The following is a 24,853-nucleotide window of genomic DNA, read 5'->3' as shown; positions in this document are numbered from 1 at the left end:
TCTCCAACTCCTTTAAAACACGGTTAGTGCCCGCAGGTTATAGTTATACAAAATAACATGACCTATATGAACATTACATTAGAACAAGCAGAGGCTATCAGCTTAGCTGCCAAGCAGAAGGCAAAAGAGATCGGGGTGCCAATGAATATCGCCATTGTGGATGAAGGCGCTAACCTGAAAGCATTTCACCGTATGGACAAAGCCTGGTTAGGCTCGCTGGATATCTCCATCAAAAAAGCAAAAACGGCAAGGTTTTTTGATATGCCGTCAGGTGATATCGGTACACTATCCCAACCTGGTGGACCGCTCTATAACATCGAAGTATCAAACGGTGGTTTAATATCTTTCCCTGGCGGTATCCCGTTAAAGGACGGAAGCGGCGAGATCATCGGTGCTATCGGCGTATCCGGCGGATCAGTTGAGCAAGATCACCAGGTTGCGTCGGCAGGTGTTGCAGCGTTGATGCTCTAAGCTAACACCCGAAAAAAGTGTATCAAAAAAACGGTCTTTTAGGCCGTTTTTTTGAGTTTTAAGTGCGTTATTTTCACTTTCTGTTCAGTTTGTATTTTGGGTTTGATCGGGGTCGCATTCACATCGTTGCTGCACTTGCCCAGCAGCATGTAGATCACCACAAATATCACGATGGTAGACAGGCATCCGCCGCCTAATTTTTTTGCGCCATAGCCGGCGATCAATGCACGGAAAAAGTTGTTCATATAATTTAAACTTGGTTTGGTAGGTCAACAACAGATCGCCCATAAAAGTTTTGCTGCCGACTGCCAAAATATTTAGTATTTTATTTGAAAGTGTAGAAAAATATTCGTACCTTGTATCGGCCAACGTAGGGAAGGGCAATAAGACACGATCTATACAAAACGACCTCGGTCTATTGCGCGTTCCGACTTCCTTCTAATTCAACCTAAGCATTTCCCCGAATGAACATGTCTATATTCAGATCTCTTTTTGCTTTTATCGTTATGATCTGTTGCGTCACGCATTTTGCCATCGCTCAGGTCATTTATGAGGGCCGGGTATTTGATAGGTCGACAGAAGCACCGATTCCGTTCGCAACTGTGATGTTAGTAAAGTCCCGCGTTGCTACCCGTATTAACGAGCAGGGAGTTTTACATTGACCAGTCTTCCGCATTTCGCAATCCTTCTCATTCAAACTATTTTTATCGTTCGGTAACTAAAATAATAGTAAATAAATTTGATATTGTAATTATGGCGTTTACTTTGGTGTAAGCAATTATCAAATACCAATTTCGTCAACCTAAAACAAAATATAAAGCCCGTCAACCCGGGTATAATACCTATCATGAAAATCATTTATTTAGGCTTGATGCTCTGCCTGCTTAGCGTGGGGCAGGTGCTGGCGCAAAGTGCTTACCGCATAAAGGGCGCTGCGCGGGATAGTTCGCAGTTCCTCAACATCCCGCAGGGTAGTGTGGCGGTCATCAACGCTAAGGATTCTATTTTGAGGGCTTTCACCTGGACGGCGGCCGACGGCTCTTTTACGCTCAACAATATTCCCGCCGGTAAGTACATTCTGGTGCTCTCGTACCCTAAATATGCCGATAGGACGGTAGGGGTGGATGTCACGGGCGATAAGGACATGGGGACGATCAACATGCAGTCGAAGGCTAATTTGTTGAAGGAGGTACTGATCAAAGGCAAGGTGGATGCTATTAAGATCAATGGCGATACCACTACCTACAATGCCAAAGCTTTTGTGATTCAGCCGAACGATAAGGTAGAGGACCTGCTGAGACAGCTGCCCGGCATACAGGTGGATGCTAACGGCGGCATCACCGCTAACGGCGAGCGCATAGGTAAAGTGCTGCTGGATGGCGAGGAGTTTTTTGGCGACGACCCCACGCTGATTACCAAAAACATCCGTGCCGATATGGTGGATAAGGTGCAGTTGTACAACAAAAAGTCGGACCAGGCTACGTTTACCGGTATCGACGACGGTAAAAAGACCAAGACTATTAATATTGTACTGAAAGAGGATAAGCGCAAAGGGGTGTTCGGCCAGTTAGATGGCGGCAGTAATGTAGAACGTTACCACCAGGCTTCGGGATTTTATAACCGTTTTGATCAGAATAAAAAGTATTCGCTTTACGGCACCATTGCCAACACGGGCAAAGCCGGGCTTGGTTTAAGCGAAGAGAGCCGTTTGGGTACCAGCGATAATATGCAAATATCCGCTACAGGCAGCCTTACCATTTTCAGCAGTCGCGACGAGTTGGGTATATCTAATGGTCAGTATGATGGGCGGGGTTTCCCGCTGGCCCGCACGGGTGGGGCGCATTTTGATAGCCGTTGGAATAACCGCAAGGAGTTCATCAACGTGAATTATAAGATCGGATCTATGGCCACCACGGGCGAAAATTCCACCATTAGTCAGCAAAACTTGCTGAACAGGGTGATCAACTCGCGCTCGGAACAGAATTATAATAACTACGCTTTCCGCCAAAAGCTGGACGTGACCTATCAGTTAAAATTGAGCGAGACCGCCGATTTGAAGGTGGTGACCAGCGGCACCTTCAAAAATTTTGACCTGGTGAACAATAACAGCAGCGTGGGCGATGATGGTACTAATGTGATCAACCGGTCGGTGCGTAATATCCGTAACGAGGGCGATGGTAGGATCGTGCGGAACAACTTGCTCTACACCAAAAAATTCAAGACACCACGGCGCACCATCTCCTGGGCCGTGGAGCAGATGTACGATCAAAATGGTTCGGCAGGCAACTTGTTCGCCGTGGTTGAGCAATACAATGGCGGCGTGGGCGATACCACCCGGGTAGATCAGTTAAAGCGCAGCCGCAGCAGCAATAATGTATTGGGCAGCAACGTGGCCTATACCGAACCGCTGACCAAGCAACTATCCGGCGTGTTCAACTATTCGTTCGGGATGAATAATGCGATGGCCAACCGCGAGAGTTTTAACCGGTCGGGCGGCGGCGTTTACGATTCGCTGGATCTTGCCGTGAGTAACGATTATAAGTTTAACCAAACCGTGAACGAGGTAGGGGCGATGTTCAACTACGCGGGTAAAAAGTCGACTTTGGACTTTGGCTCACGCCTGGCCCGTGTAGGTTACAAACAGGTAGACCTTTATCAAAATACCACCTTTAACCGCAACTTCATCAACGTATCGCCACAGGTGAACTGGATCTACCGCCCGGGCGAAGGGAAGAGTATCTCTATGGGCTACAACGGTAGCAATACCCAGCCATCGGTAGAGCAGATACAGCCCGTACGTACCAATAACGACCCGTTGAACATCGTAGCCGGTAACCCCGATCTGCGACCTTCTTTCAATAACCGTGTTAATATTAACATTCAAATGTTGAAGTTGGCCACCCGCGCATCCAATTTTGTAAATATGGGTTTTAGCACAGTATCTAATGCTATTGTCAATAGTTCTACCACTAATGCTTCGGGTGGTTCGGTGATCCGTTATGTGAACCTGACCGATCGGACGCCCTATAATTACTCGGCATCGTTCAACATTAACCGCACATTTAAACCCTGGGATATCAATGTTGGGGGGTACATCGCCTTTAATGGCTCAAAAAACTACAGTTATGTTAACGATGAACTTAATATTACCGATAATCAGGGGTATAATGCCAGTATTAACTTCCAAAAATACAAGGCCCAAAAGTATAGCATATTCCTATCGTTCTCGGGTAACTATACGATCAGTCAGTTCAGCCTTACCGGGATTAGGAACGAGGCACCGGGTGTTAATTCTAATTTGACCAGCACCTTCTATTTACCGGGTAAAGTGCAGTTGAAGTTCGATCCTCAATATCGTTACATTGGCCGTACACGTAATTTTGATGCGCAAAGCTACCTGCTGGTCAACAGTACGCTGAGCAAGACCTTTTTTAAAGATAACAACCTGAAACTATCCGTTACCGGTAACGACCTGCTGAACCAAAAGGCCACCTTCGATCGCGGTGCATACGGATCTACTTTTACGCAGAACAATTTTGACGTGATCCGCCGTTTAGTGCTGTTTTCGCTCACCTGGGATTTTAACAAATTTGGCACCACTACCGAAGCACAGAAATAATGAAGACCACCTTAACCACCCTCGCCCTGCTGCTATTGGTGAACCTGACCTTTGCACAGCTGACCACCTTACCCAAAAATGGCGCCATCACTTTTGAAAAATCGGTGAACGTTTACGCCCTGCTCAAAAAAATGATGCCGACCCCTACGGATGCTATGGGCATCCGTATGATGGACCAGTTCAAAAATTTTAACCCGCAATTTAGGGTGTCGCCGGCCACGCTCAGCTTTGGCGGCAGCAAAACCCTGTACACGCCCGATGATGTGCCGTTCACGCGCTTTAGCAATTATCCCATTTACGATAACAGCGCCACCGTTTACAGCGACCTGACAGCGCAGACCACCGTTAGTCAACGTACCATAGCTACCGAGACCATCCTGATGAAGGACAGCATACGCAAAGTAAAATGGAAACTGACAGGCGAAGTGCGAGAGATAGCAGGCTATCTGTGCAAACGCGCCAACGGGGTGATCTTGGATTCGGTTTACGTAGTGGCATTTTTTACAAACGAGATACCCATCCCCGGCGGCCCGGCATCATTCAGCGGCCTGCCCGGCATGATCCTGCAAGTGACCCTGCCCCGCGATAATGTCACCTGGAAAGCCACTAAAGTAACGCTGTTCAACAACACCCCCAAAGGCCTTGCCGCGCCTAATAAAGGCACGACAATGGATCAGTCGCAGTATAAAGCACATATTGATAGGTATGCGAAGGATCCTGATCCATGGCGGTATTCGGCTAAGTTTTTGGTGTTTCAGTGGTGAGGGGTTAAGGAATGCGAAGTGCGAAGTTTCAAATGCGGAATGGGAAATGCATATCGTGTCTCTACGAAGATCAGATCGCTTCCTCAACACACCCCTGTTGGCGGCAGCAGTAAAAGCACTGTTTTCGTCTCCCCTCTCGAGAGGGGAAACCACCGTCGGTGCAATTTGCAGCGGCTTTGATAGGGGTGTGTATTGCCAAATTAAGACCACAAACCGCTCACCCTAAACCTGATAGCAGCGGAAAGCCCCGACCCAAGGAGGGCTTGCAGCGGATAGCAGGACCGGAGGGGAGATAGAAGCAGGGGTGGTGCTTTTCGGGGAATAAATAAGACAGTCGAGTTAAAATGTCCAGTCTTATTTTAATGTTGATATTGGCTGATCAGCTCTTCTATTTTATCAAATATGAAATCAACTGTCCTCTCCCTTATCTCGGTCCTTTCGGTATTAGGGTCCTCTGGTCTTTTGGTATATCTAATGATCTGGTTAAATGGATGTAATTTATTCATATAGTTGATCGCTACATATATTTGCCCAACCTCGATCTCTCTGCTAAGATGATAGCTATTTGTAGAGGGAGAAGCTACGCCTGTAACGGCTACATGAAAGACGCATCGGGATATAGATCACGGATACCCTGGCACATTGCGTTAGTTGTTTCTTGTGATTCGGCAGTAAGATCGTCTATCAATTCTCCCGACACACCTAAGATCTTGGTTTTTACATGTCTGTTGTAAGTAACTACTCCGCCCTTTAATACGCCCGATGCACCACCAATAGAAGCAATGCTACTGGCTAAGAGGCCTGCGGTAATACTTTCTGCACAAAATATAGTTCGATAGATCTTTTTACCCGAAGTATCTTTGATCAATAATTTATCAAATAGATCTTTAACTCTTTGTTCTGTAATTATTTGCGACATTATTCTAAATTTAAACCTTAAAGTAGTGATTTTCCCTCGGTATAGTGCCATGCAGTATCAAATTTTATCTCTACTTTATCAAGAACAATTCTAAATAGCATATACCCCTTGTAATAAACTTTATTAGCCTTGCGTTTTGTATTTTTGTAAACTCAAAATACAACAGAGAGGTAAGGATGAAAAAGAGCGCCATTTTTGGTTTAGTTGTTATTGCTATCGCGATCGCGGTTATTATCAGTACTTATTCAAGTTCAAGCACTTATGGTACCTTTACGGATGCTAAGGAGCAAGCCAGCACCATGCAGGTGGTTGGTAAACTGAACAAAGAGAAGGAGCTGTACTACGATGCTACTAAAGATGCCAATTACTTTTCTTTTTACATGAAGGATAACAAAGGCGCGGAGTGCAAGGTGATCTTCACCGGTACCAAGCCGCAGGACTTTGAACGATCTGAACAAGTGGTACTTACCGGTAAAATGGTGGGTAACGAGTTCCACGCCTCTAAGATCTTAATGAAATGCCCGTCAAAATACACCAACGATAAGATGGAAGAGACGGAATTTAACGCCAAGCAAGCCAGCTTATAATATTTAATGGATACAGTTTTTAAAGGTGAACACCTGCTCCCGGGCCAGTTAGGCCAATTTTTTGTTGTACTGGCGTTCGGCGCGGCACTCCTTTCAACTATAGCTTATTTTTTTGCGGCTAACGATATTAACAAGTTAGATAAGTCGTGGCAGCGTATAGGCCGAATAGGCTTTTGGCTGAACACTACATCGGTGATCGGCATTGGTGTTTGCTTGTTCTACATCATCTACAACCACTTTTTTGAATACCACTACGCATACGCGCACTCATCGCGCAGTTTGCCGGTCTACTATATCATTTCCAGCTTTTGGGAAGGGCAAGAGGGCAGTTTTTGGCTGTGGACCTTTTGGCAAGCCGTTTTAGGTAACTTGTTGATCTGGCGCGCAAAAAGCTGGGAAAGCCCGGTGCTTGCCGTAATATCGGTAGCGCAGGTATTGTTGTCAAGTTTTTTACTCGGGGTTGAGATATTTGGCGCCCGCATAGGTAGTTCGCCATTTATTTTGCTGCGCGATGCTTTAGAGCTTCCGTTCTTAAAGCGCCCCGACTATCTGGCCTTTGTGCGCGATGGTAACGGCCTTAGTCCGCTATTACAGAATTATTGGATGGTGATCCACCCGCCAACCTTATTCTTAGGTTTCGCGTCCATGATCATTCCTTTTGCTTACGGCATTGCCGGTCTTTGGCAAAAACGTTATAAAGAATGGGTCGGTCCGGCTATATCATACTCGCTTTTTGCGGTGATGGTTTTGGGTACAGGTATCATTATGGGTTCGTTCTGGGCGTACGAGTCGTTGAACTTTGGCGGCTTTTGGGCTTGGGACCCGGTAGAGAATGCCTCGGTGATCCCATGGCTGACGCTGATCGGCGCGGTACACGTACTGATCGTGTTTAAAAACTCGGGCCACGCTTACTTTACTGCTTTATTTTTAACGCTGATCAGCTTTGTGCTGGTACTTTACGCATCGTACCTTACCCGTAGCGGCGTATTGGGCGAAACATCGGTACACGCCTTTACCGATCTGGGTATGAATGCCCACCTCATTATTGATGTGTTGGTGTTTTTGGTGATCGCTGTTGTAGCTATCGTTGCCAGATGGAAAGAGCTGCCCTTCAGTCAGAAAGAAGAAGAGACCTACTCGCGCGAGTTTTGGTTATTTGTAGGATCAGTATTTTTGGCATTGTCGTGCTTGCAATTGGTGGCGGTTACGTCTATCCCGGTCTTCAACGCGGTGTTCGGTACCAAGGTAGCCCCTCCTAACGAGCCAGTTACGTTATACAATATTTTCCAGGGAGCGTTCGCTGTGGTGGTGGCCTTGTTTATGGGCTTTACCCAATTCTTAAAATACAAAAAGACCGAACCCGCCCGTTTTCTGATCAATGCCGGCGCTTATTTACTTTCGGCAATACTGATCGGTGGGGTAGTGGTTTGGCTGACGGGTGTTTATAAACTGCATACCGTTTACAGCTTACTCACCATCACTGCCATTTACGCGGTATTATCTAATGGTAAAGTTTTAGCTGATGCGCTGAAAGGCAAACTGAAACTGGCCGGTTCGGCCGTTGCGCATATTGGTTTTGGCCTGTTGCTGATCGGTGCCATGATATCGGCCGGTACCAGCAAAGTGGTATCAGAAAATGCCACCGGCGAAATGTATAGCGAGGAGTTTGCCAAGGCCAACAATCCGCGCGAGAACATTATGCTATATAAAAATCAGCCGGTGCAAATGGGCGAATACGAGGTTACCTACACCGGCGACTCGATAGCATTGCCTAATCACTACTTTAAGGTAGATTACAAAAAGAAAGACGCGCAAGGCAAGGTGACCGAGCAATTTACGCTCACGCCTAACTCGCAGGCTAACCGCAAGATGGGGCTGGTGTCATCGCCGGATACCAAACATTACCTGTTCCACGACTTATACACCCACGTGAGCATGGCCCCGATCAAGTATGAGGACGAGCTGCGCCAGCAAGCCGGTGGTGGTGATGACGGGCACGATGCCGAGCAGAACGACGACAGTAACTACGATGCACCTGTTCCGCACCAAGTTGCCATTGGCGATACCATCCGTTACCGCGAAGGTTTTATGATATTGAAAGCCTTGGCCAGGCAGACCACTCTGCAAAGCATCAAGCTAAAAGCTGATGACGTAGCCGTTGGCGCAGAGCTGGAGATCACCACTCACGGTAAGGTTTACAAGGCCCTGCCGGTGTACCTGATCAGGGGTAACAACGGTTTCGACTTTGCAAAAAAAGTAGAAGATGCCGGACTAAAACTGCGCCTCACCAAGATCATCCCTAAGGATAACAAGGTAGAGATAACCGTTTACCAACAGCCCGAAAGCAAAAAGCAATACATAGTGATGCGCGCCATCATGTTCCCGTATATAAATTTCTTTTGGTCGGGTACCATTATCATGGTCATCGGTTTCCTGATGTCGATATTTAGAAGGAACAAGGAGTTGAAGACGGTTTAAGCCTATTGGGGAATGGCTAATTAACCACTAAGGTCACAAAATTTTTCACAAAGGACACAAAGGGCAAAGTTCATCACTTGCATAGCTTTGTGTCCTTTGTGTTTTCTATTCTTTGTGCCCTTTGTGGTTAAAATGATCTAGCCACGTCAAAAAAGCCAGTATTCTCTGAACGTCGACGGCTGATCAATCACCAATATCACAAAGCTTTTAACAATGGCAAAACTCATTACTTGCATAGCTTGGTGTTCTTTGTGGCTTCTTTCTTTGTGCCCTTTGTGGTTAAAATATCTACTTCTCCCTCAAAAACTCTAATATCCGCTCGTTAACAATATCCGCCTGCTCTAAATAAGGCAAGTGACCGGCATCGTCTACCGGGAAGAAAGACGCATTTAACACATTTTTTACAGAGTCGGCATAATTGTAGGGAACTGTTTTGTCATCGCGGCCCCAGATCAACAGTACGGGCTTGTGGCGTGTATTTAGCTGGGCGTAAATATCGCGCCCGTTAAAAGGGTAATTATATAAGGTTGATACCAACGCGTGCCTAAAGCCTTTGTACTGCATTTGCACACGGTAGCGGCTAACCCAATCGGTATGCAGGGTAGGGTATTTAAAATCGTGCATCTGGCTTTCGCTGCGCTCGGTAGGGTGGGTGACCTCGTAATAGCGTGCCATCAATTCAGGTTCTTCGGGTGGCGGGCTGTCAAAGGCAGGGTCTATCAAGATCACTTTATTTACCAGTTCGGGGTGTTGTGCTGTAAAATTTGCTGCCAGCATCCCGCCAAAGGCTACCCCGGCAATATCGACCGGTGTTTTGAGGTGTAGCAAAGACAACAATTCTGTCAGTTGCGAAAAATATAGGTCGCGGTGGTAAATACTATCCGGCCTGTCCGAAAAGCCACGCCCATACATATCGTAACGGAGTACACGGTAACCGTGCTTAGCCAAATGCTGAAACGTGCCATCCCAAACAAAATAGGGGGTACTGAAACCGTGGAGCAGTACTATTACTTTGCCGGTATCGGGTCCGGCCAGCTCGTAATGGGTATAACCCGCTTTTAGTTTGATGAATTTGCCGGGCGCTTTTAGTCGTTCATCGGCGGTGAGTTCTATCTTCTCTTTGTTGCGAATGATATAAAGTAAGCCGAGTATCACGACAGACACCCCCGTTAAAAAAACGAAGGCAAAGAATATCAACCTGAAGTATCGCATCAGCGGTTTTAAATAATTGGTTGGTAAATATATTACATTGATGTTAACATTATCAACTATTAAACCCGAAATTTACGGTTGAATAAAATGCGCATCACTATTATAGGATCGGGCAATGTGGCCACACATATTGGCGCTGCCCTTAAAAACGCCGGTCACCGTATAGTGCAGGTATACAGCCGGGACATGCAAAATGCCGCGATATTGGCCTATCACATCAAGGCTGAGCCTATCGACGACCTGAATAACGTAGATCCGGATACAGATGTTTTTATCGTATCGGTTAAGGACGATGCTATACCGGCGATAGTGCAACGGTTAACTTTTTACCAAAAGCTGATCTTGCATACTTCGGGCGCAACAAGTTTGCAAACCATAACGGAGCATACTGCGAATGCAGGCGTGTTTTATCCCCTGCAAACCTTCACTAAAACCAAAGAGCTGAACTTTTGGGATGTGCCTTTGTGTATCGAGGGAGCGTCGGCAGAGATAACTAAGCAACTTCGCGAGTTGGCATCGACCATTAGTAATAATGTGTATGAGGTAGATTCGGACGGGCGAAAGATCTTGCATCTTGCCGCGGTGTTCGCCTGTAATTTTCCTAATTATCTGTATAGCATCGCCCAAAATTTATTGGAGCAGAATCAGTTGGAATTTAATATGATACGCCCGCTGATCGCCGAGACCGCTGACAAGGCTTTACAAAGTTTTCCGGCCACGGTGCAGACCGGTCCGGCGGTACGGAATGATGTGTCGACAATGGATAAACACCGGCAATTATTAAGCGGTAACCCCATGATGCAGCAGATATACGAGGTGCTTAGTCAGGGTATTATCAAAATGGATAAAAAGGGGTAACGGGCTCCCGCTAAAATTACTACTTTTGCGGTTGATGAATATTTTTAAAGTCAAGATAAACTTTGAGGAGAAAGACCACGATTCGTTGGAACTTTCGGCTGCCGAGGGTGAATCTGTATTGGACGTTTGCCTGGAGAATGGCATAGATCTGCAACATAATTGCGGCGGCGTTTGCGGCTGCAGCACCTGCCATGTCTACGTAACAAAGGGCATGGATAACATACAAGAGATATCAGACAAGGAAGAGGATTTTATAGATCGCGCCGTTAACCCGCGTATTACCAGTCGTTTGGGTTGCCAGTGCGTACTGATCGATGGCGATATCGAGATCACTATCCCTGATCAGTCAGGCTTTATGGGGCACTAAGAGGAGGTTTTTAAGTTCGACGTTTTGCGTTGCAACCTCTTTCTCTATATTTATAACACCGATACACCAAGACGTTTAACGCGCAACGTTAGCGTATAACCTAAAAACATGCAAGACAAATTCGCATTACCGATCTATTGGAACGACCACGAAGACATAGCCATGGGACTTTATGAAAAGTTTGGCGACGACTTTGATGAGTCTAAAATATACCGCATCCGCTTTACCGACCTGTTAGAGTGGGTACTTTCCCTGCCCGATTTTAAAGGCACCCGCGAAGAATCAAGCGAAGGCCACCTGGAGCAGATCCAAAGCGCCTGGGTGTACGAGTGGCGAGATAATCAATAGTTTAGTTTTGAGTTTGCAGTTTTGAGTTTGCAGTTTGCAGAGTCGGACCACAAACTCGATATCAGTGCAAACTGCAAACTTTTAACTGCAAACTAAATGTTTCTGAGTAAACTACACGAGATCACCACCTTCGTTTTTGACGTAGACGGCGTGTTGACCGACGGAAGCGTTTTCGTAACCGACTCGGGCGATAAGTTCCGTCAGTTCAATATCAAAGATGGCTATGCTTTGCAGTTAGCTGTTAAGTGTGGTTACAAGGTAGCGGCAATTTCGGGAGCAGTTGCCGAAAGTACACGCATCCGTCTTAACGACCTTGGCGTTAAGGATGTTTTTATGGCATCTAAAGATAAGGTAGCCACACTAAAGAACTATTTGGAACATATGGGGATTGACGCATCCACCGCCGTTTTTATGGGCGACGACATCCCGGATATGAAAGTGATGCAGTACTGTGGCTTACCCGTTTGCCCAGCCGACGCGGTGGAAGAGATCAAAGCCATCAGTACCTATATTTCACCCATCCCCGGAGGCAAAGGCTGCGCCCGCGACATCATCGAAAAGGTGATGAAAGTGCAAGGCAAATGGCTTAACGCCGAGGCGTATAGTTGGTAGGTGGTGATCGGTGATCGGTGGTCGGTTGACCAGTGATCAGTTAAGAACTGCATGCTTATCCGCTATTCACGAATGACTAATGACCATTGTCAAATGACCAAAATAATCCTCGCCTCCAAATCCCCACGCCGTCAGGAGCTGTTAAAGCTGATGGACGTAGATTTCCGCATCGTTTTAAAAGAAGTTGACGAAAGTTACCCTGACGGATTAACGCCCGCCGAGATAGCGGTCTACATCGCCGAAAAGAAAGCTTTAGCTTTTGATGAAGAGGCTGATGACGCGATCGTCCTCACCGCTGATACCATTGTTGAGATAGATGGCAAGATCTTAGGCAAACCCAAGGATGCCGACCACGCCGTCGAAATGCTACAGATGTTATCCGGCAACGTGCACCGCGTGGTGACGGGCGTATGCCTGATGTATAAAGGCCACGTCAATAAATTCTTCGATGTATCCGAGGTATTCTTCCGCAAGCTGACCGATGCCGAGATCATCAACTACGTTACTAAATATAAACCATTTGATAAAGCCGGCGCTTACGGTATCCAGGAATGGGTAGGGGTGACCGCTATTCAACGGATTAACGGATCATATACTAATGTTGTCGGCCTGCCAACTGAGAAGCTGTATCAGCAGTTGTTGAAAATGGCGAAGTTGTAAAGTAAGCAAGGTTGCTCCATAGAAGCAAAATGTTGGTAGAAATATTATCCAAAATGAAAGCATGCCGTAGGTATGCAACCCCGGTTTAGTTCCGTACCGATGGCACGGTTTCGGTATCTTTTTTTATTTCTACCAACATTTGACCCCGATGACGTCACCATCCCATCACCCATTCCCAACCCGCTGCATCTCATCCGAGGCGCTACCATCCGAACGCTTATTGACCTTATAGGTCTTCCCAAAACGATAAGTGAGTGACACCATCACTACCCTTGTATCGCGCTGTAATTTAAAATATTCTGTTGCTGTAGGGAAATCCGTCAAACCTTTCAGCCAATTGGTGTAGAACAGATCCCGCGCGTTGATGCGTAGCGTTCCTTTCTTGTTGAACACCGATTTCGATAGCCCGATAGACAATTGCCCCGATGGGTACAATTGTTCCTGGATATCGATGCGTGAGCTGGTCAAATAATAACCCGATAATTCAGCTGTGTACTTTTTAGCGATGGTGAACTGATTGGTAGTGCTGATATTCAACTGATCAGCAGTAGCGGTTACTGTGTTACCGTTAAAGCCTTTTAGTTGCTTGTGGGTGTATAGGGCAGTAGCGGTAGTAGACCACCAACCTGTTGGGTTTAACACCACCATGCTCTGTACATTAAAATTATAGGCATGGCCTACATTACCTTGAGTATACAATAGGATGCCCTTATTGCCATCGTTCAGGAATATCTGCGAAAAGTAATTGTCGATACTACTGTAAGATACCGTATTGGTAAGCCAGCTTTTGTATTGATGGCTTAGCTCAAAATTGAGCGTGTATTGCGGTAGGATAAAGGCATTCCCCGTTTGGTAGGTGTACTTATTAATGATAAAATAGAACGGATTCAGCTTTTGAAAAGCTGGTCGCTCAATACGACGACTAATGCTTGCGGTCAATCCATTGTTTTTATCCGTCTGCCAGGTCAGGTATCCGCTCGGGAAAAAGCCACCATAGTTGCGCGAGAATGATGAATCTCTTTGGATAGCATTACCCAATTGGTGAGCGTCATAATTGGTCTGCTCGTAACGCAAGCCTAATTGCCAGCTAAATTTACCCCGCTTAGCCTCCCACGATGAATAGGCCGCGCTGATCTGCTCTTTATAAATAAAGTGGTTGCTGCGGCTATTGTCATCGACCCAATTGCCGCCGAGGAAATTTTGATAGTAGGCGGTATTATCCGTATTGCTGCGTGATGCTTTGGCGCCGAATAACCAGCTATCGTTCTTAGCGTTCTTAAGACTATAATCAACCTTTCCGGTCACAATATCGATGGTCGTTGGGATATCGCCTTTAGATAATTCGGTATAACCGCCCGGTGCAAGCAGGTGATTGTTAAAGGCCTGATCAGCGCTAATATCATAATGCAACACGTCAATGTCAGCACCGATATCCGCTTTAGGTGAGATATTATGTCGCAAATTCAAATTCGCCATCCCATTACGGAATTTGTTATTGCTGATGTTGGTGGTAGAAATAGCCGAATCCACACCGCCAGAGTTGTTCAGCCATGTCGCCGTTGCGTCATTATCGCCTTTGCGTTTATTGGTAGCGCCTGTTAACACTAAACCTAAGGTTGTTTTAGGGCTGATGGCATAGTCCAAACCTGTTTTGATAGTGTGGCTATTCACCGTCCCGGTAAAGTAGGAAGGTTGGTCTAAGGTAGATGTTATCCCGTTAGCCGAATTGAAATACTCGCGCAAGGCATAGATCTTAGTGAGGTACTCCGCATAATTATAGCTGTAATTAAAAAAGCTACTCACCTTGCCCGACTTAAAATTCAGTAGCAAGTTATCGTTAGCCTTAGGATAAATGCCATGCCCGCCGCTTGCGGTCACCTGCCCGTTAAAGCCGATCTGTTTGGTCTTTTTGGTTTTGATATTGATGATTCCCGCATTGCCCGCCGCGTCGTATTTGGCGGATGGATTGGTGATCAGCTCTATCTCGGACACTTGACCGGAGTTCATCGCGCTGAGCATATCGTTCAGATCGCTGCCGCTGATGTAGGTCGGTTTGTCGTCTATCATTACCAGTACGCCGTTCTTACCTTGCATACTGATGCCGCCGCTACGGTCTACAGTAACGCCCGGCGAACGTTCCAGTATCTCCAATACACTCATCCCTGTGATGGTTACTGACGACTCTACGTTAACGATGGTCTTGCCTTGTTTATGCTCAATTTGCGGCGGACGACTCGCCACGTTAACCTCCTGCAATGCTACGGTAGCCGGGTTTAGCCTGATCGTATCAACCTTTTTATTGCTCGGGAATTGATACGTCCTGGTTTGTGGTTGATAGGAGGTAAGGCTCACCAAAAAAGTGCAGCTGCCCTTCAGGTTGCTGAACACGGCTAAACCTTTAGCGTCGGTCGCCATGCCTTTGATCATTTTATTATCCTGTAAAAGCTTTACCGTGGCGCCCTGAATAGGTACTGCCTTCTCATCAATAACTAACAGCGAAAAATTGACCAGCGTTTGGGCGCGGCCAACCATCGCGCACAACAATAGCCCAATTAGGGGGAGGATAAATTTGGTACGAAGCATTCGTACTAAGGTAAGTAAATAGCATCGCCCTCACGTTCACATAAATATGTGAATTTCACCCGAGTAGCATTTTCGTTAAAAAGATGCATTTCTCGTTTGTTTTTACATATTTGTATATGCACTTCCTATACCCGGCTTTTTTGTTCGCAATGGCTTCTTTGGCCATCCCTGTAATTGTGCACCTGTTCAATTTCAGGCGGTATCAGCGGGTGATGTTCAGCAATGTGCAGTTCTTAAAAGAGTTGCAGGAGCAGCAGGCCTCGCGTCGTAACCTAAAGGAGCGCTTGATCTTAGTGGCTCGACTATTAGCTATCTTCTTTTTAGTTTTAGCATTTGCCAAGCCATTCATCCCGCATAATAATTCGGTCGCAATAGGCAAGCAGCAGATCGTCAGCATTTTTGTAGATAACTCTTATTCGATGCAGACCTTGAGTAAAGAGGGGTCGCTATTGGACGAGGCCAAGCGCCATGCTAAAGAGATAGCCGCATCTTACGGCATCAACGATAGGTTTCAACTGCTTACCCAAGACCTTGAAGGCAAGCATCAACGTTTATTAAGTCGCGATGAATTTGACGACGCGGTAGATGCCGTAAAGATCAGTCCGCAAAGCCGTGATCTGCAACAGATCGTAGACCGTCAGGAAAGTTTGATCAAGACACAAGGGGGCACCGCATCGATATTCCTGCTGTCAGATTTTCAAAGCAACATGGGCAAGCAGAGTGCCCTCAAGGCCGACTCGGGCGTAAACCTTAATCTGGTCCAGCTAAAAGCTAATATGTTACCTAACGTGGCGATAGATTCTGTTTGGTTATTAAGCGCCGTACACCGCCCGGATGAGAATGAAAAGCTTGTGGTGCGCCTACATAATTATGCCGATCAGGAAGCCAAGCGTATCCCCTTAAAATTGAGCATCAACGGTATCCAAAAGGCGCAGGGCAGTTTTAGTTTAGAACCTCGTGCAGTGCAAAATGATACACTTGCTTTCAGCGGACTAAAAGCCGGTTGGCAACATGGCGAACTGGTTTTGCAGGATAATCCAATCACCTTCGATAACAAGTTCGACTTTACGTTTAATGTGAAGAACCAAGTACCTGTATTGCTGATCAACGGCGGTACGACCAATCAATATCTGCAAGCAGCCTTCGCTACCGATAAGTTCTTTGTGGTGAATAATACACAGGATGGCAATGTTGACTATGCCAGATTAAGCACTTACCCATTGGTAGTTTTGAGCGACGTCAAAGCAGTATCAGCAGGTTTAGCCCAACAATTAAAAGTTTATGTAGATAAAGGTGGCTCGTTGGTGGTTTTCCAATCTGCCGATGCTGACCTAAATACTTACAAAGCGTTGTTACAGCCTTTGCGCGCTGCTTATCCAAGTAAGCTGATGGCGGAGGCTACCAAAGTATCGTCTTTAAATGTCCAAAGCAAGATCTTTAAGAACGTATTTGAGCAACTGCTTGAGAACCCTGATCTGCCGGTAGTAAAAAAATATTATCAACTGACCCAACCTACCCAAAGCATCAGCGAAAATATCATGAGCATGGCGGGTAACCAACCGTTCTTTGCGTCTTACAAAAGCGGGGCAGGGCAGGTGTATGTTTCGGCTGTTCCGTTAGATGAGGAGTTCAGCAACCTGCCAAGGCACGCGATGTTGTTGCCGATATTGTTCCGCATTACTTTGTTGAGCGGGCATAATCAGCCTTTATTTTATTCGGTAGGCAAGGACGAGATCATTGAAGCGCCACCAATTCAACTGAACGAGAAACAGGTTTTGAAGTTGGTGAAAGGCAGCAATAGCATCATCCCTGATGCACGCACACAGGAGGGAAGTACCTTATTGTACATCTCAGATCAGTTAAAAGAGACAGGTAACTACGAACTTAAAAAGCAAGATAGCGTATTAAGCGTGATCGCTTTTAACGACAACCGCCGCGAATCGGACATGAGTTATCTGACCGAAACCCAATTGAAAACCATGGCCCCGGGTGGGAATTTTATCAATGCCGCTACACCATCGTTAAAGAGCGAGCTGAACAATATCAACATCGGCCTGCAATTGTGGAAGTTGTTCGTGGTGTTGGCGCTGGTGTGCATCGCTATAGAGATATTGCTGGTGCGCTTTTATAAAGTTGACAGGCAGGTTGCTGCCGTTACCACATAATTGCTACATTTGCGGTATAAAGCACTATCCATGAATTTGCTTATTACCTCAGCTACCATCATTGATCCCAACTCGCCGTTCCATCAACAAAAAGCCGATATTTTAATTGAGAACGGTATCATCACTAAAATTGGTACCACCATCAGCAGCGATCACGAAGTGTTCGACGCTAATGGTGCTTATGCATTACCCGGCTTTTTTGATCTGAATTGCAATATTGGTGAGTTAGGTTACGAAACAAAAGAAGACCTGGAAACAGGTACCAAAGCCGCCGCCGCAGGTGGTTTTACAGGATTGGCCTTAGTACCGAATGCGAAACCTGTCCACTCTAAAACTGAGGTGGAATACCTGGTGAATAAAGCCAAAGGTAACCTTGTCGAGGTCCACCCGTTAGGCACCATTTCCCAAAAACGCGAAGGCAAGGATCTTGCCGAACTATACGATATGCATCTGAGCGGCGCTAAAGCCTTTACCGATGGTAACCATCCCGTACAGGATGCCGGCCTGATGGAGCGCGCTTTGTTATACGCCCAGGGCTTCGATGGGTTGATCTTCTCTTATCCTGAAGACACCGCCATTGCCGGTAAAGCAAAAGTACACGAAGGCGTGATAAGTACGATGTTGGGTATGAAAGGTATCCCATCCTTAGCCGAAGAGTTAATGGTTGCCCGCGATCTTTATTTGGCAGAGTATACTGGTTCGCCGATACACTTTAGCACGATTTCTACCAAGCGCTCGATAGAGCTGATCCGTGAAGCTAAAAAGAACGGTTTGAAAGTTACCGCTGACGTTGCCGTGCACAATTTGACCTTGACCGACGAGGTTTTAATGGGCTTTGACAGCCAATATAAAGTTAAACCACCATTGCGTACGCAGGCCGATGTTTATGCGCTGTTAGCAGGTGTTAAAGACGGAACCATCGACGCTATTGTAACCCAACACACCCCGCACGAGGTGGAGTTTAAGGATGTGGAGTTTGAGATAGCCGAATTTGGCATGATCGCTTTACAGACCGCCTTACCAAATTTATTGAAAGCTGGTCTGTCGCTTGAGCAGATCGCTGAGAAATTATCGGTCAACCCACGCCGTATTTTAAAGGTAGAAGCAACCTCGATCGCCGAACAACAAAAAGCCAACTTAGTATTAGTTGATACCGATGCCGAGTGGACATTCACCAAACAAAATAATCTGTCAAAGTCGTACAATTCACCGTACCTTGGGCAAACCCTGAAAGGAAAAGTGTTACTTACTTGTAACAATAACCAGGTTTATAAATCTTAATAACAGAAAAACATGATAGATCCAAAGATCCAGACCGCCATTAGCGATGCTTTAAATGCGCACACCGTGTACGGCGTGTTCGACGCGGTCCCTTTTATTGACAAGTTTAGCGCTGCCTTTGGCACTGATAAAACTTTTTTAGAAAAGGTAGCCGATGTGGATGCCATTTTTGATGATGAACCAAAATTGGAAGAACTGCGCGAAGTATTCTTCGACCTGTTGATGATCAACTTCTTCTCGGCTGATGCAAAGAAGTTAGAAGAGGATTACCTGGACAGCGAGGAGTGGGAGCAAATAGAAGAGGACACCCTCGACCGCGGTACCGAATTGCTTAACCTGTTATTGTATCTGACCGAGTGCATCGACGAAGAGATCGACCCTGAATTGGACGACTACCTGAACGAGTTCTTATTGGTTAACGACGATGAATTCCAGGATGAATACAGCATCTATGAGCCAGTGATCACCAACCAGATCTTGATGGATAGCCCGCTATCTGAAGTACGTAAAGTAGCCGAGACCTTACCTGATGACACCGAATTGAAAGATCTGTTCTACCCGATCATGGCATTCTTCCAAAACCCTGAGTCGAACGATGAAGCTGCCGTGGCAGACAACGCCGTATTCAGGACTTTCGATATGGCTGTTTATAAGATATTGATCAACTATAAATAACTAAACACACACACATCATCATGACAACTGACCCATTTGCTCCAAAACCCAACTCTACAAAAGTGGCCACCAAGTGGGCGCTGATCAACACAGGTGTAGCTATCGTTTTTACGTTGCTATTCGACTTTATGAAGGTTGACGTCAACTCGCCTGCTAAGTATATCACTTACATTCCGTTCATTGCCTTTATGGTGCTGACGCAATTAGAGTACAGAAAGCTATTGGGCGATAGCCTTACTTACGGTCAGTCGTTCTCATCCGGTTTTAGGTACGCCGTATTTACTGGCCTGCTAACCGGTATCTTCACCTATATCTACATTGCGTTTATCAATCCAGCTATGATAACTCAAGTTCAGGATGCTCAACGTGCCGCCATGGAAGAAAAAAACATGTCCGAGGAGCAGATAGACCAGGCAATGTCGATGGCATCTAAAATGACCAGTCCGGCCATGTTCGCTCTGTTTGCGGCAGTAGGTTCGGCTATCTTTGGCGCAATTGTCAGCTTGATCACGTCTATCTTCACAAAGAAAGAACCGCAACCATTTGACGGTAGCGACTATCAAGAACCGGCAGTTTAACCAGCTGCGGATAATATTGAAAGCGCCGATCGGGATGACCTATCGGCGCTTTTTTTGCTATCTCATTTATTTTGAGTTTGTTGAAAGTTCTACACCAAATACCCGAACAAGGTGGGATCCTCATTCAATATCTTCACACCAAAACGGTGCTCTTGCATGCGTTCTAATAATCCGGCATAATCATCGGCCGACTTTAGTTCGATACCTACCAAAGCGGGTCCGCTTTCCCTCTCGGTCTTTTTGATGAACTCAAAACGAGTGATATCATCGGTCTTGCTCAATACGCTATTCACAAAGAGTTTCAAAGCACCCGGGCGTTGCGGGAAGGTGACAATGAAGTAGTGCTTTAAACCTTCGTACAGCAGGGATTTTTCTTTGATCTCGGCCATACGGTCGATATCATTATTGCCACCGCTGATGATGCAGACCACCTTTTTGCCTTTGATCTGCTCGCGGCAAGCGTCCAAAGCGGTTACCGATAATGCGCCGGCAGGCTCTACTACAATAGCTTCCTCGTTGTATAGCTTTAATATCGTGGTGCAGACCTTCCCTTCCGGAACGGTCAGCATCTCGTCCAATATTTCCTTACAGATCGCAAAGGTTTTATCACCGACGCGCTTAACAGCGGCGCCATCTACAAAGCGGTCTATCTCGGTAAGGGCAGTATTCTCGCCATTGGTGATCGATGTCAGCATGGATGGAGCGCCTTGCGGCTCTACACCGATCAGTTTGATATCAGGGTTCTGTTGTTTTAGATAAGTGCCTGTACCGGCCGCTAAACCACCGCCACCGATCGGCATAATGATCACATCCAGATCGGGGAGGTCTTGCAATATCTCTACGCCAACCGTTCCTTGTCCCTCGATCGTGCGATAGTCGTCGAAAGGAGGGATGAAGGTCATGCCGTGCTCGGCGGTGTAAGCCAAAGCTTCGCGCAGGCAGTCATCAAAAGTATCGCCGGTCAGCATTAGCTCTACATTGCCGTTGCCGAACATTTCGGTCTGCTTTACCTTTTGCTTAGGGGTTATCTCGGGCATAAATATCACGCCTTTGATATTTTTCTTTTTACAAGAGAAAGCTACACCTTGTGCATGGTTACCAGCGCTTGCGCAAACCACGCCTTTGGCCAATTGCTCCTCGCTCAGCTGATCTACCAGGTTGTAGGCGCCACGTAATTTATACGAGCGTACGATCTGCAGGTCCTCGCGTTTAAGGTAAATATCACACTCGTATTTTGCCGAAAGGCTTGCGTTGTAAATTAACGGTGTGCGTTTAACTACATCCTTTAAGCGGGCATAAGCCGCGTCGAAATCGAGCAATGTTTGTGTTTCTGTAGTCATTAGTTCTTCACTAAACGATACGCCATTAAACCCTGCAGATCGGTATCGTTTATATCCAGCTTGCCATCGGCAAGGTTTAAAAAGTTTTTGTAAACATCAGCAAGTTCGTCCTTACTTAAGGTAAAGCCCAAACGCTCTAAGTGGAACTTCAATGCATGGCGACCACTGCGGGCGGTCAACACAATGCTCGCGCTTGGGAAACCAACATCCTCGGGGCGCAGGATCTCGTAATTATCGCGGTTCTTTAAGAACCCATCCTGGTGGATACCAGATGAATGCGCGAAAGCATTGGCGCCCACAATAGCCTTATTGGCTTGTATCGGCATACGCATTTGCGAGCTTACCATGCGGCTTAACTCGTAAAAGTTTTTAGCATTGATATTGGTATGCAAACCAAGGACCTGGTGTGTTTTCAGGATCATCACAACCTCCTCAATAGAGGTGTTACCTGCACGTTCACCAATACCATTAATAGTACCTTCGATCTGACGTGCACCATTTTGCAAACCCGCAACAGCGTTAGCGGTAGCCAAACCAAGGTCATTATGGCAATGCACCGAAATGATGGCCTTATCGATATTCTTAACGTTCTCTTTCAGGAATTTGATCTTGGCACCGTACTGGTCCGGCAGGCAATAACCGTTAGTATCCGGGATGTTAACCACGGTAGCACCGGCAGCGATCACCGCCTCTACCATCTGCGCTAAAAATACAACATCAGCACGACCGGCATCTTCGGCGTAAAATTCTATATCCTCTACAAACTTCTTGGCGTAACGCACCGCCTCAACGCCGCGCTCCAAAATCTCTTCGCGTGTGCTGTTAAATTTGTGCAGGATATGCTGATCAGACGAGCCGATACCCGTGTGGATACGCGGGTGTTTAGCGTATTTCAATGCCTCAACAGCGGCATCGATATCACCTTTATTGGCACGGGTAAGCGCGCAAACTGTTGGGTTGGTCACGGCTTTTGATATTTCCACAACACTTTGGAAATCGCCCGGGCTTGATACCGGGAAGCCTGCCTCTATAATATCTACGCCCAGCAATTCCAACTCGCGGGCTATCTCTACTTTTTCAGGGGTCGTCAATTGACAGCCCGGCACCTGCTCGCCATCGCGAAGGGTGGTGTCAAATACATAAACGCGGTTTGGATCGTGTAGCATGATCTTAGATTTGAGATGTTAGATGTGAGATATGTGACTTTCGCCCGATCGCCCAACTTTCATCAGTTAATTTCTATTTAATATTTTGTCTTGTCTCTTGATTCTTTACTCTTGACTCTATTTCTCGCGCACAGCGATAAATCTCAGTCTTTTATAATCCGCATACCATTCGCCGTTCTTATTATAATCCGGTTCAAGTATGTCGGTGATCTCTTCTAAAATTTGTTTCAGTTCCGTTTCAGGGATGTCCTTAAAAAATGTGTAGCCGAACATCTGCAGCCATTTGCCCACGCCTTGGCGGCCGTCCTGTAATAGGGTAGGCCTGTCAAAGTGAACCATGAAGGTAACTCTAAATCCGGCAGCTTCCAAATGCGCGGCATACTCGGCGGGTGATGGGAAATACCATGGATCGTTAGCCTTGTTAGCGCCATAACCGTACTTAGTTAGTACAGTAGTGGTCGCCGCCACGATCTGGTCCATATTGCCTTTGCCGCCCATTTCGACAACAAAGCGTCCGCCGGGTTTAAGGCTTTTGTAGACGTTTTTGGTCAATGCCTCAGCATCCTTTATCCAATGCAGCGTAGCATTACTGAACACCGCATCAAATGGCTCATCAAAATGATAATTGGTACCATCAGCAACCACAAACTCAACTTGCGGATAAGTAGCCTGAGCCTTCGCGATCATCTCCGGCGATGCATCGGCACCGATCACCTCAGCGCCCTGCTGCCTGATATGATCAGCTAACTGACCTGTACCGCAACCCAGATCCAGTATGCGCTCGCCCGGTTTTACATCCAGCAATTCCACCACGCTCTCGCCGTATTGCGATACGAAGGCGTGCTTGGTGTCATATAGTTCTGCGTTCCATTTCATAGTTCTATGTTTTGTTGTAAGGTTAAAAAGTTGGAATGTTGTAAAGCTATTCAGTTAATATTCGATCAACTTTTCAACATTCAAACCTTACAACTTTGCAACACCCTACAAATATTCCAATACCTTTTGACCCATTGCCTTAGTGCCCAATATCTTGACTTTATCTGTATTCGCGTCAGCAATATCGCCTGTGCGGAAACCGTCTTTTAATACTTTGTCAATAGCGTCAGTCACTTGTTTGGCTTCTTCTTTCAGGCCGAAGCTGATCTCTAACATCAGGGCAACCGATAGGATAGAGGCCAACGGATTAGCTTTATCCTGACCGGCAATGTCATGTGCCGAACCGTGGATAGGCTCAAAGAAACCGGTTCCATCGCCGATAGATGCTGATGCTAACATACCCATCGATCCAGCGATCTGCGATGCCTCGTCGGTTAAAATATCACCGAACAGGTTGGCGGTCAGTACCACGTCGAATTTCTTCGGGTTCTTTACCAACTGCATGGCCGCGTTGTCGATGAACATGTGTTCGGTCTCTACGTCAGGATATTGCGGTGCAAGCTCCTGCACAACCTCACGCCATAGGCGTGATGCTTCCAGTACGTTAGCTTTATCTACCGAGCATAATTTTTTACCACGTACTTGTGCTGCTTCGTAAGCCTTGCGGGCGATGCGTTCCACCTCGTAACGGTGATAGATCATCAGGTCCGACGCGGTATTGCGGTCTTCGCTGCGTTTTTTCTCGCCAAAGTATACATCGCCGGTCAGCTCGCGGAAGAACAGGATATCCGTGCCACGCAAAACCTCAGGTTTCAGGCTCGATGCATCCAGCAACTCGTCGAACAACATGATCGGACGCAGGTTGGCGTACAGACCCAGTTCCTTACGGATCTTTAATAGACCTTGCTCCGGGCGTACCTTAGCCGATGGGTCATTATCATACTTGATGTGACCGATAGCACCGAACAGGATCGCGTCGCTTGCTTTGGCTTTTTCCAAAGTTTCGTCAGGTAATGGATTGCCGGTAGCTTCAATACCTGCGTGACCCATCAGTGCCTCGTCATAAGAAAATTCGTGACCGAATTTCTCGGCGATCTTTTCTAATACTGCCTTACCCCAGGTCGTAACCTCAGGACCGATCCCGTCGCCGGGTATTACTAATATGTGTTTTTTTAATGCCATGTGTCTATATCAAATACGTCATCGCGAGGAGCTTCTATCAGCGACGTGGCGATTCCCGGCTATACAGAGCGGCTCTGTTTATCGGGAATCCTCAGCTGCGCTCAGGATGACG

The 24,853-nt window shown here is 46.5% G+C and carries 23 protein-coding genes; 14 read left to right on the top strand and 9 right to left on the bottom strand.

The genetic code is table 11. From position 1 onward, the window contains the following. Nucleotides 1–66 precede the first annotated feature (66 nt). Nucleotides 67–471, top strand: coding sequence for a GlcG/HbpS family heme-binding protein (locus IRJ16_RS03465; protein ID WP_194110116.1), 405 nt, complete (start codon nucleotides 67–69; stop codon nucleotides 469–471). A 38-nt stretch (nucleotides 472–509) separates the two neighbouring features. On the opposite strand, the gene IRJ16_RS03460 is transcribed toward IRJ16_RS03465, so the two are convergent. Continuing rightward, on the bottom strand, nucleotides 510–716 hold the full coding sequence (locus tag IRJ16_RS03460; RefSeq protein ID WP_194110115.1) for a hypothetical protein: 207 nt from the start codon (nucleotides 714–716) through the stop codon (nucleotides 510–512). 602 nt (nucleotides 717–1,318) lie between these two features. Between IRJ16_RS03460 and IRJ16_RS03455 the strand changes: the two genes are divergently transcribed. Continuing rightward, the gene (locus IRJ16_RS03455) at nucleotides 1,319–4,090 is read left to right on the top strand and encodes a beta-sandwich domain-containing protein (protein ID WP_194110114.1); all 2,772 of its coding nucleotides are present in this window, start codon (nucleotides 1,319–1,321) and stop codon (nucleotides 4,088–4,090) included. Next, complete coding sequence (locus IRJ16_RS03450) at nucleotides 4,090–4,854, top strand: GLPGLI family protein (RefSeq protein WP_194110113.1); 765 nt, start codon at nucleotides 4,090–4,092, stop codon at nucleotides 4,852–4,854. The genes IRJ16_RS03455 and IRJ16_RS03450 overlap by 1 nt, the downstream gene beginning before the upstream one ends. Before the next feature lie 359 nt (nucleotides 4,855–5,213). Here IRJ16_RS03450 and IRJ16_RS03445 read toward each other — a convergent pair whose 3' ends face one another. Both IRJ16_RS03445 and IRJ16_RS03440 read right to left on the bottom strand, forming a co-directional pair. Further along, nucleotides 5,214–5,360 carry a hypothetical protein gene (locus IRJ16_RS03445; protein WP_194110112.1) on the bottom strand — a complete coding sequence of 49 codons (147 nt, stop codon included), beginning with the start codon at nucleotides 5,358–5,360 and terminating at the stop codon, nucleotides 5,214–5,216. Nucleotides 5,361–5,449: 89 nt separating this feature from the next. Then, the gene (locus tag IRJ16_RS03440) at nucleotides 5,450–5,773 is read right to left on the bottom strand and encodes a CinA family protein (protein WP_194110111.1); all 324 of its coding nucleotides are present in this window, start codon (nucleotides 5,771–5,773) and stop codon (nucleotides 5,450–5,452) included. A 176-nt stretch (nucleotides 5,774–5,949) separates the two neighbouring features. On the opposite strand from IRJ16_RS03440, the gene IRJ16_RS03435 reads away from it, so the two are divergent. Both IRJ16_RS03435 and ccsA read left to right on the top strand, forming a co-directional pair. After that, nucleotides 5,950–6,360 (top strand): cytochrome c maturation protein CcmE domain-containing protein, encoded by a 411-nt coding sequence (locus IRJ16_RS03435; protein WP_194110110.1) that lies wholly within the window; start codon nucleotides 5,950–5,952, stop codon nucleotides 6,358–6,360. A gap of 6 nt (nucleotides 6,361–6,366) precedes the next feature. Beyond that, a complete protein-coding gene (ccsA, locus tag IRJ16_RS03430; RefSeq protein WP_194110109.1) occupies nucleotides 6,367–8,838 on the top strand; it encodes a cytochrome c biogenesis protein CcsA in 2,472 nt (823 codons plus the stop codon). 288 nt (nucleotides 8,839–9,126) lie between these two features. Here the strand turns inward: ccsA and IRJ16_RS03425 are convergent, their stop codons facing one another. After that, the gene (locus tag IRJ16_RS03425; protein ID WP_194110108.1) at nucleotides 9,127–10,050 is read right to left on the bottom strand and encodes an alpha/beta fold hydrolase; all 924 of its coding nucleotides are present in this window, start codon (nucleotides 10,048–10,050) and stop codon (nucleotides 9,127–9,129) included. Between the two features lie 78 nt (nucleotides 10,051–10,128). Here IRJ16_RS03425 and IRJ16_RS03420 point away from each other — a divergent pair, with 78 nt between their 5' ends. The 5 genes from IRJ16_RS03420 to IRJ16_RS03400 all read left to right on the top strand — a co-directional run bounded on the left by IRJ16_RS03420 (nucleotide 10,129) and on the right by IRJ16_RS03400 (nucleotide 12,895). Beyond that, nucleotides 10,129–10,908, top strand: a complete 780-nt coding sequence (locus IRJ16_RS03420; protein ID WP_394355210.1) for a Rossmann-like and DUF2520 domain-containing protein — start codon at nucleotides 10,129–10,131, stop codon at nucleotides 10,906–10,908. Between the two features lie 34 nt (nucleotides 10,909–10,942). Continuing rightward, a complete protein-coding gene (locus tag IRJ16_RS03415; protein ID WP_194110106.1) occupies nucleotides 10,943–11,275 on the top strand; it encodes a 2Fe-2S iron-sulfur cluster-binding protein in 333 nt (110 codons plus the stop codon). A gap of 108 nt (nucleotides 11,276–11,383) precedes the next feature. Then, the gene (iscX, locus tag IRJ16_RS03410; protein WP_194110105.1) at nucleotides 11,384–11,623 is read left to right on the top strand and encodes a Fe-S cluster assembly protein IscX; all 240 of its coding nucleotides are present in this window, start codon (nucleotides 11,384–11,386) and stop codon (nucleotides 11,621–11,623) included. A gap of 96 nt (nucleotides 11,624–11,719) precedes the next feature. Next, the gene (locus IRJ16_RS03405; RefSeq protein ID WP_194110104.1) at nucleotides 11,720–12,235 is read left to right on the top strand and encodes a KdsC family phosphatase; all 516 of its coding nucleotides are present in this window, start codon (nucleotides 11,720–11,722) and stop codon (nucleotides 12,233–12,235) included. A gap of 93 nt (nucleotides 12,236–12,328) precedes the next feature. Continuing rightward, nucleotides 12,329–12,895 (top strand): Maf family nucleotide pyrophosphatase, encoded by a 567-nt coding sequence (locus IRJ16_RS03400; protein ID WP_194110103.1) that lies wholly within the window; start codon nucleotides 12,329–12,331, stop codon nucleotides 12,893–12,895. Between the two features lie 165 nt (nucleotides 12,896–13,060). Here IRJ16_RS03400 and IRJ16_RS03395 read toward each other — a convergent pair whose 3' ends face one another. Beyond that, entirely contained in the window at nucleotides 13,061–15,478 is a 2,418-nt protein-coding gene (locus IRJ16_RS03395; RefSeq protein WP_194110102.1) for an outer membrane beta-barrel protein, read from the bottom strand. 116 nt (nucleotides 15,479–15,594) lie between these two features. Here IRJ16_RS03395 and IRJ16_RS03390 point away from each other — a divergent pair, with 116 nt between their 5' ends. From IRJ16_RS03390 to IRJ16_RS03375, 4 genes are read left to right on the top strand one after another with little or no spacing between them, the layout of a single operon-like run. After that, nucleotides 15,595–17,643 (top strand): BatA domain-containing protein, encoded by a 2,049-nt coding sequence (locus IRJ16_RS03390; RefSeq protein ID WP_194110101.1) that lies wholly within the window; start codon nucleotides 15,595–15,597, stop codon nucleotides 17,641–17,643. 30 nt (nucleotides 17,644–17,673) lie between these two features. Beyond that, nucleotides 17,674–18,924, top strand: a complete 1,251-nt coding sequence (locus IRJ16_RS03385; protein ID WP_194110100.1) for a dihydroorotase — start codon at nucleotides 17,674–17,676, stop codon at nucleotides 18,922–18,924. Nucleotides 18,925–18,936: 12 nt separating this feature from the next. Beyond that, entirely contained in the window at nucleotides 18,937–19,599 is a 663-nt protein-coding gene (locus IRJ16_RS03380; RefSeq protein ID WP_194110099.1) for a hypothetical protein, read from the top strand. 20 nt (nucleotides 19,600–19,619) lie between these two features. Continuing rightward, on the top strand, nucleotides 19,620–20,177 hold the full coding sequence (locus IRJ16_RS03375; protein ID WP_194110098.1) for a DUF4199 domain-containing protein: 558 nt from the start codon (nucleotides 19,620–19,622) through the stop codon (nucleotides 20,175–20,177). 89 nt (nucleotides 20,178–20,266) lie between these two features. On the opposite strand, the gene ilvA is transcribed toward IRJ16_RS03375, so the two are convergent. The 4 genes from ilvA to leuB form a co-directional block, all read right to left on the bottom strand. Continuing rightward, complete coding sequence (ilvA, locus tag IRJ16_RS03370) at nucleotides 20,267–21,517, bottom strand: threonine ammonia-lyase IlvA (protein ID WP_194110097.1); 1,251 nt, start codon at nucleotides 21,515–21,517, stop codon at nucleotides 20,267–20,269. After that, on the bottom strand, nucleotides 21,517–22,683 hold the full coding sequence (locus IRJ16_RS03365; RefSeq protein WP_194110096.1) for a 2-isopropylmalate synthase: 1,167 nt from the start codon (nucleotides 22,681–22,683) through the stop codon (nucleotides 21,517–21,519). Before IRJ16_RS03365 ends, ilvA begins: the two co-directional genes overlap by 1 nt. A gap of 117 nt (nucleotides 22,684–22,800) precedes the next feature. After that, entirely contained in the window at nucleotides 22,801–23,559 is a 759-nt protein-coding gene (locus IRJ16_RS03360; RefSeq protein ID WP_194110095.1) for a class I SAM-dependent methyltransferase, read from the bottom strand. A 105-nt stretch (nucleotides 23,560–23,664) separates the two neighbouring features. After that, nucleotides 23,665–24,741 (bottom strand): 3-isopropylmalate dehydrogenase, encoded by a 1,077-nt coding sequence (leuB, locus tag IRJ16_RS03355; RefSeq protein WP_194110094.1) that lies wholly within the window; start codon nucleotides 24,739–24,741, stop codon nucleotides 23,665–23,667. Nucleotides 24,742–24,853: the final 112 nt, after the last annotated feature.

Origin of the sequence: Mucilaginibacter myungsuensis, assembly GCF_015222005.1 — a bacterium.
In the GTDB taxonomy this organism is placed as follows: Bacteria; Bacteroidota; Bacteroidia; order Sphingobacteriales; family Sphingobacteriaceae; genus Mucilaginibacter; species Mucilaginibacter myungsuensis.
Note: the sequence above shows the minus strand (reverse complement) of the source record. Positions and strands in the feature narration are given on the sequence as shown.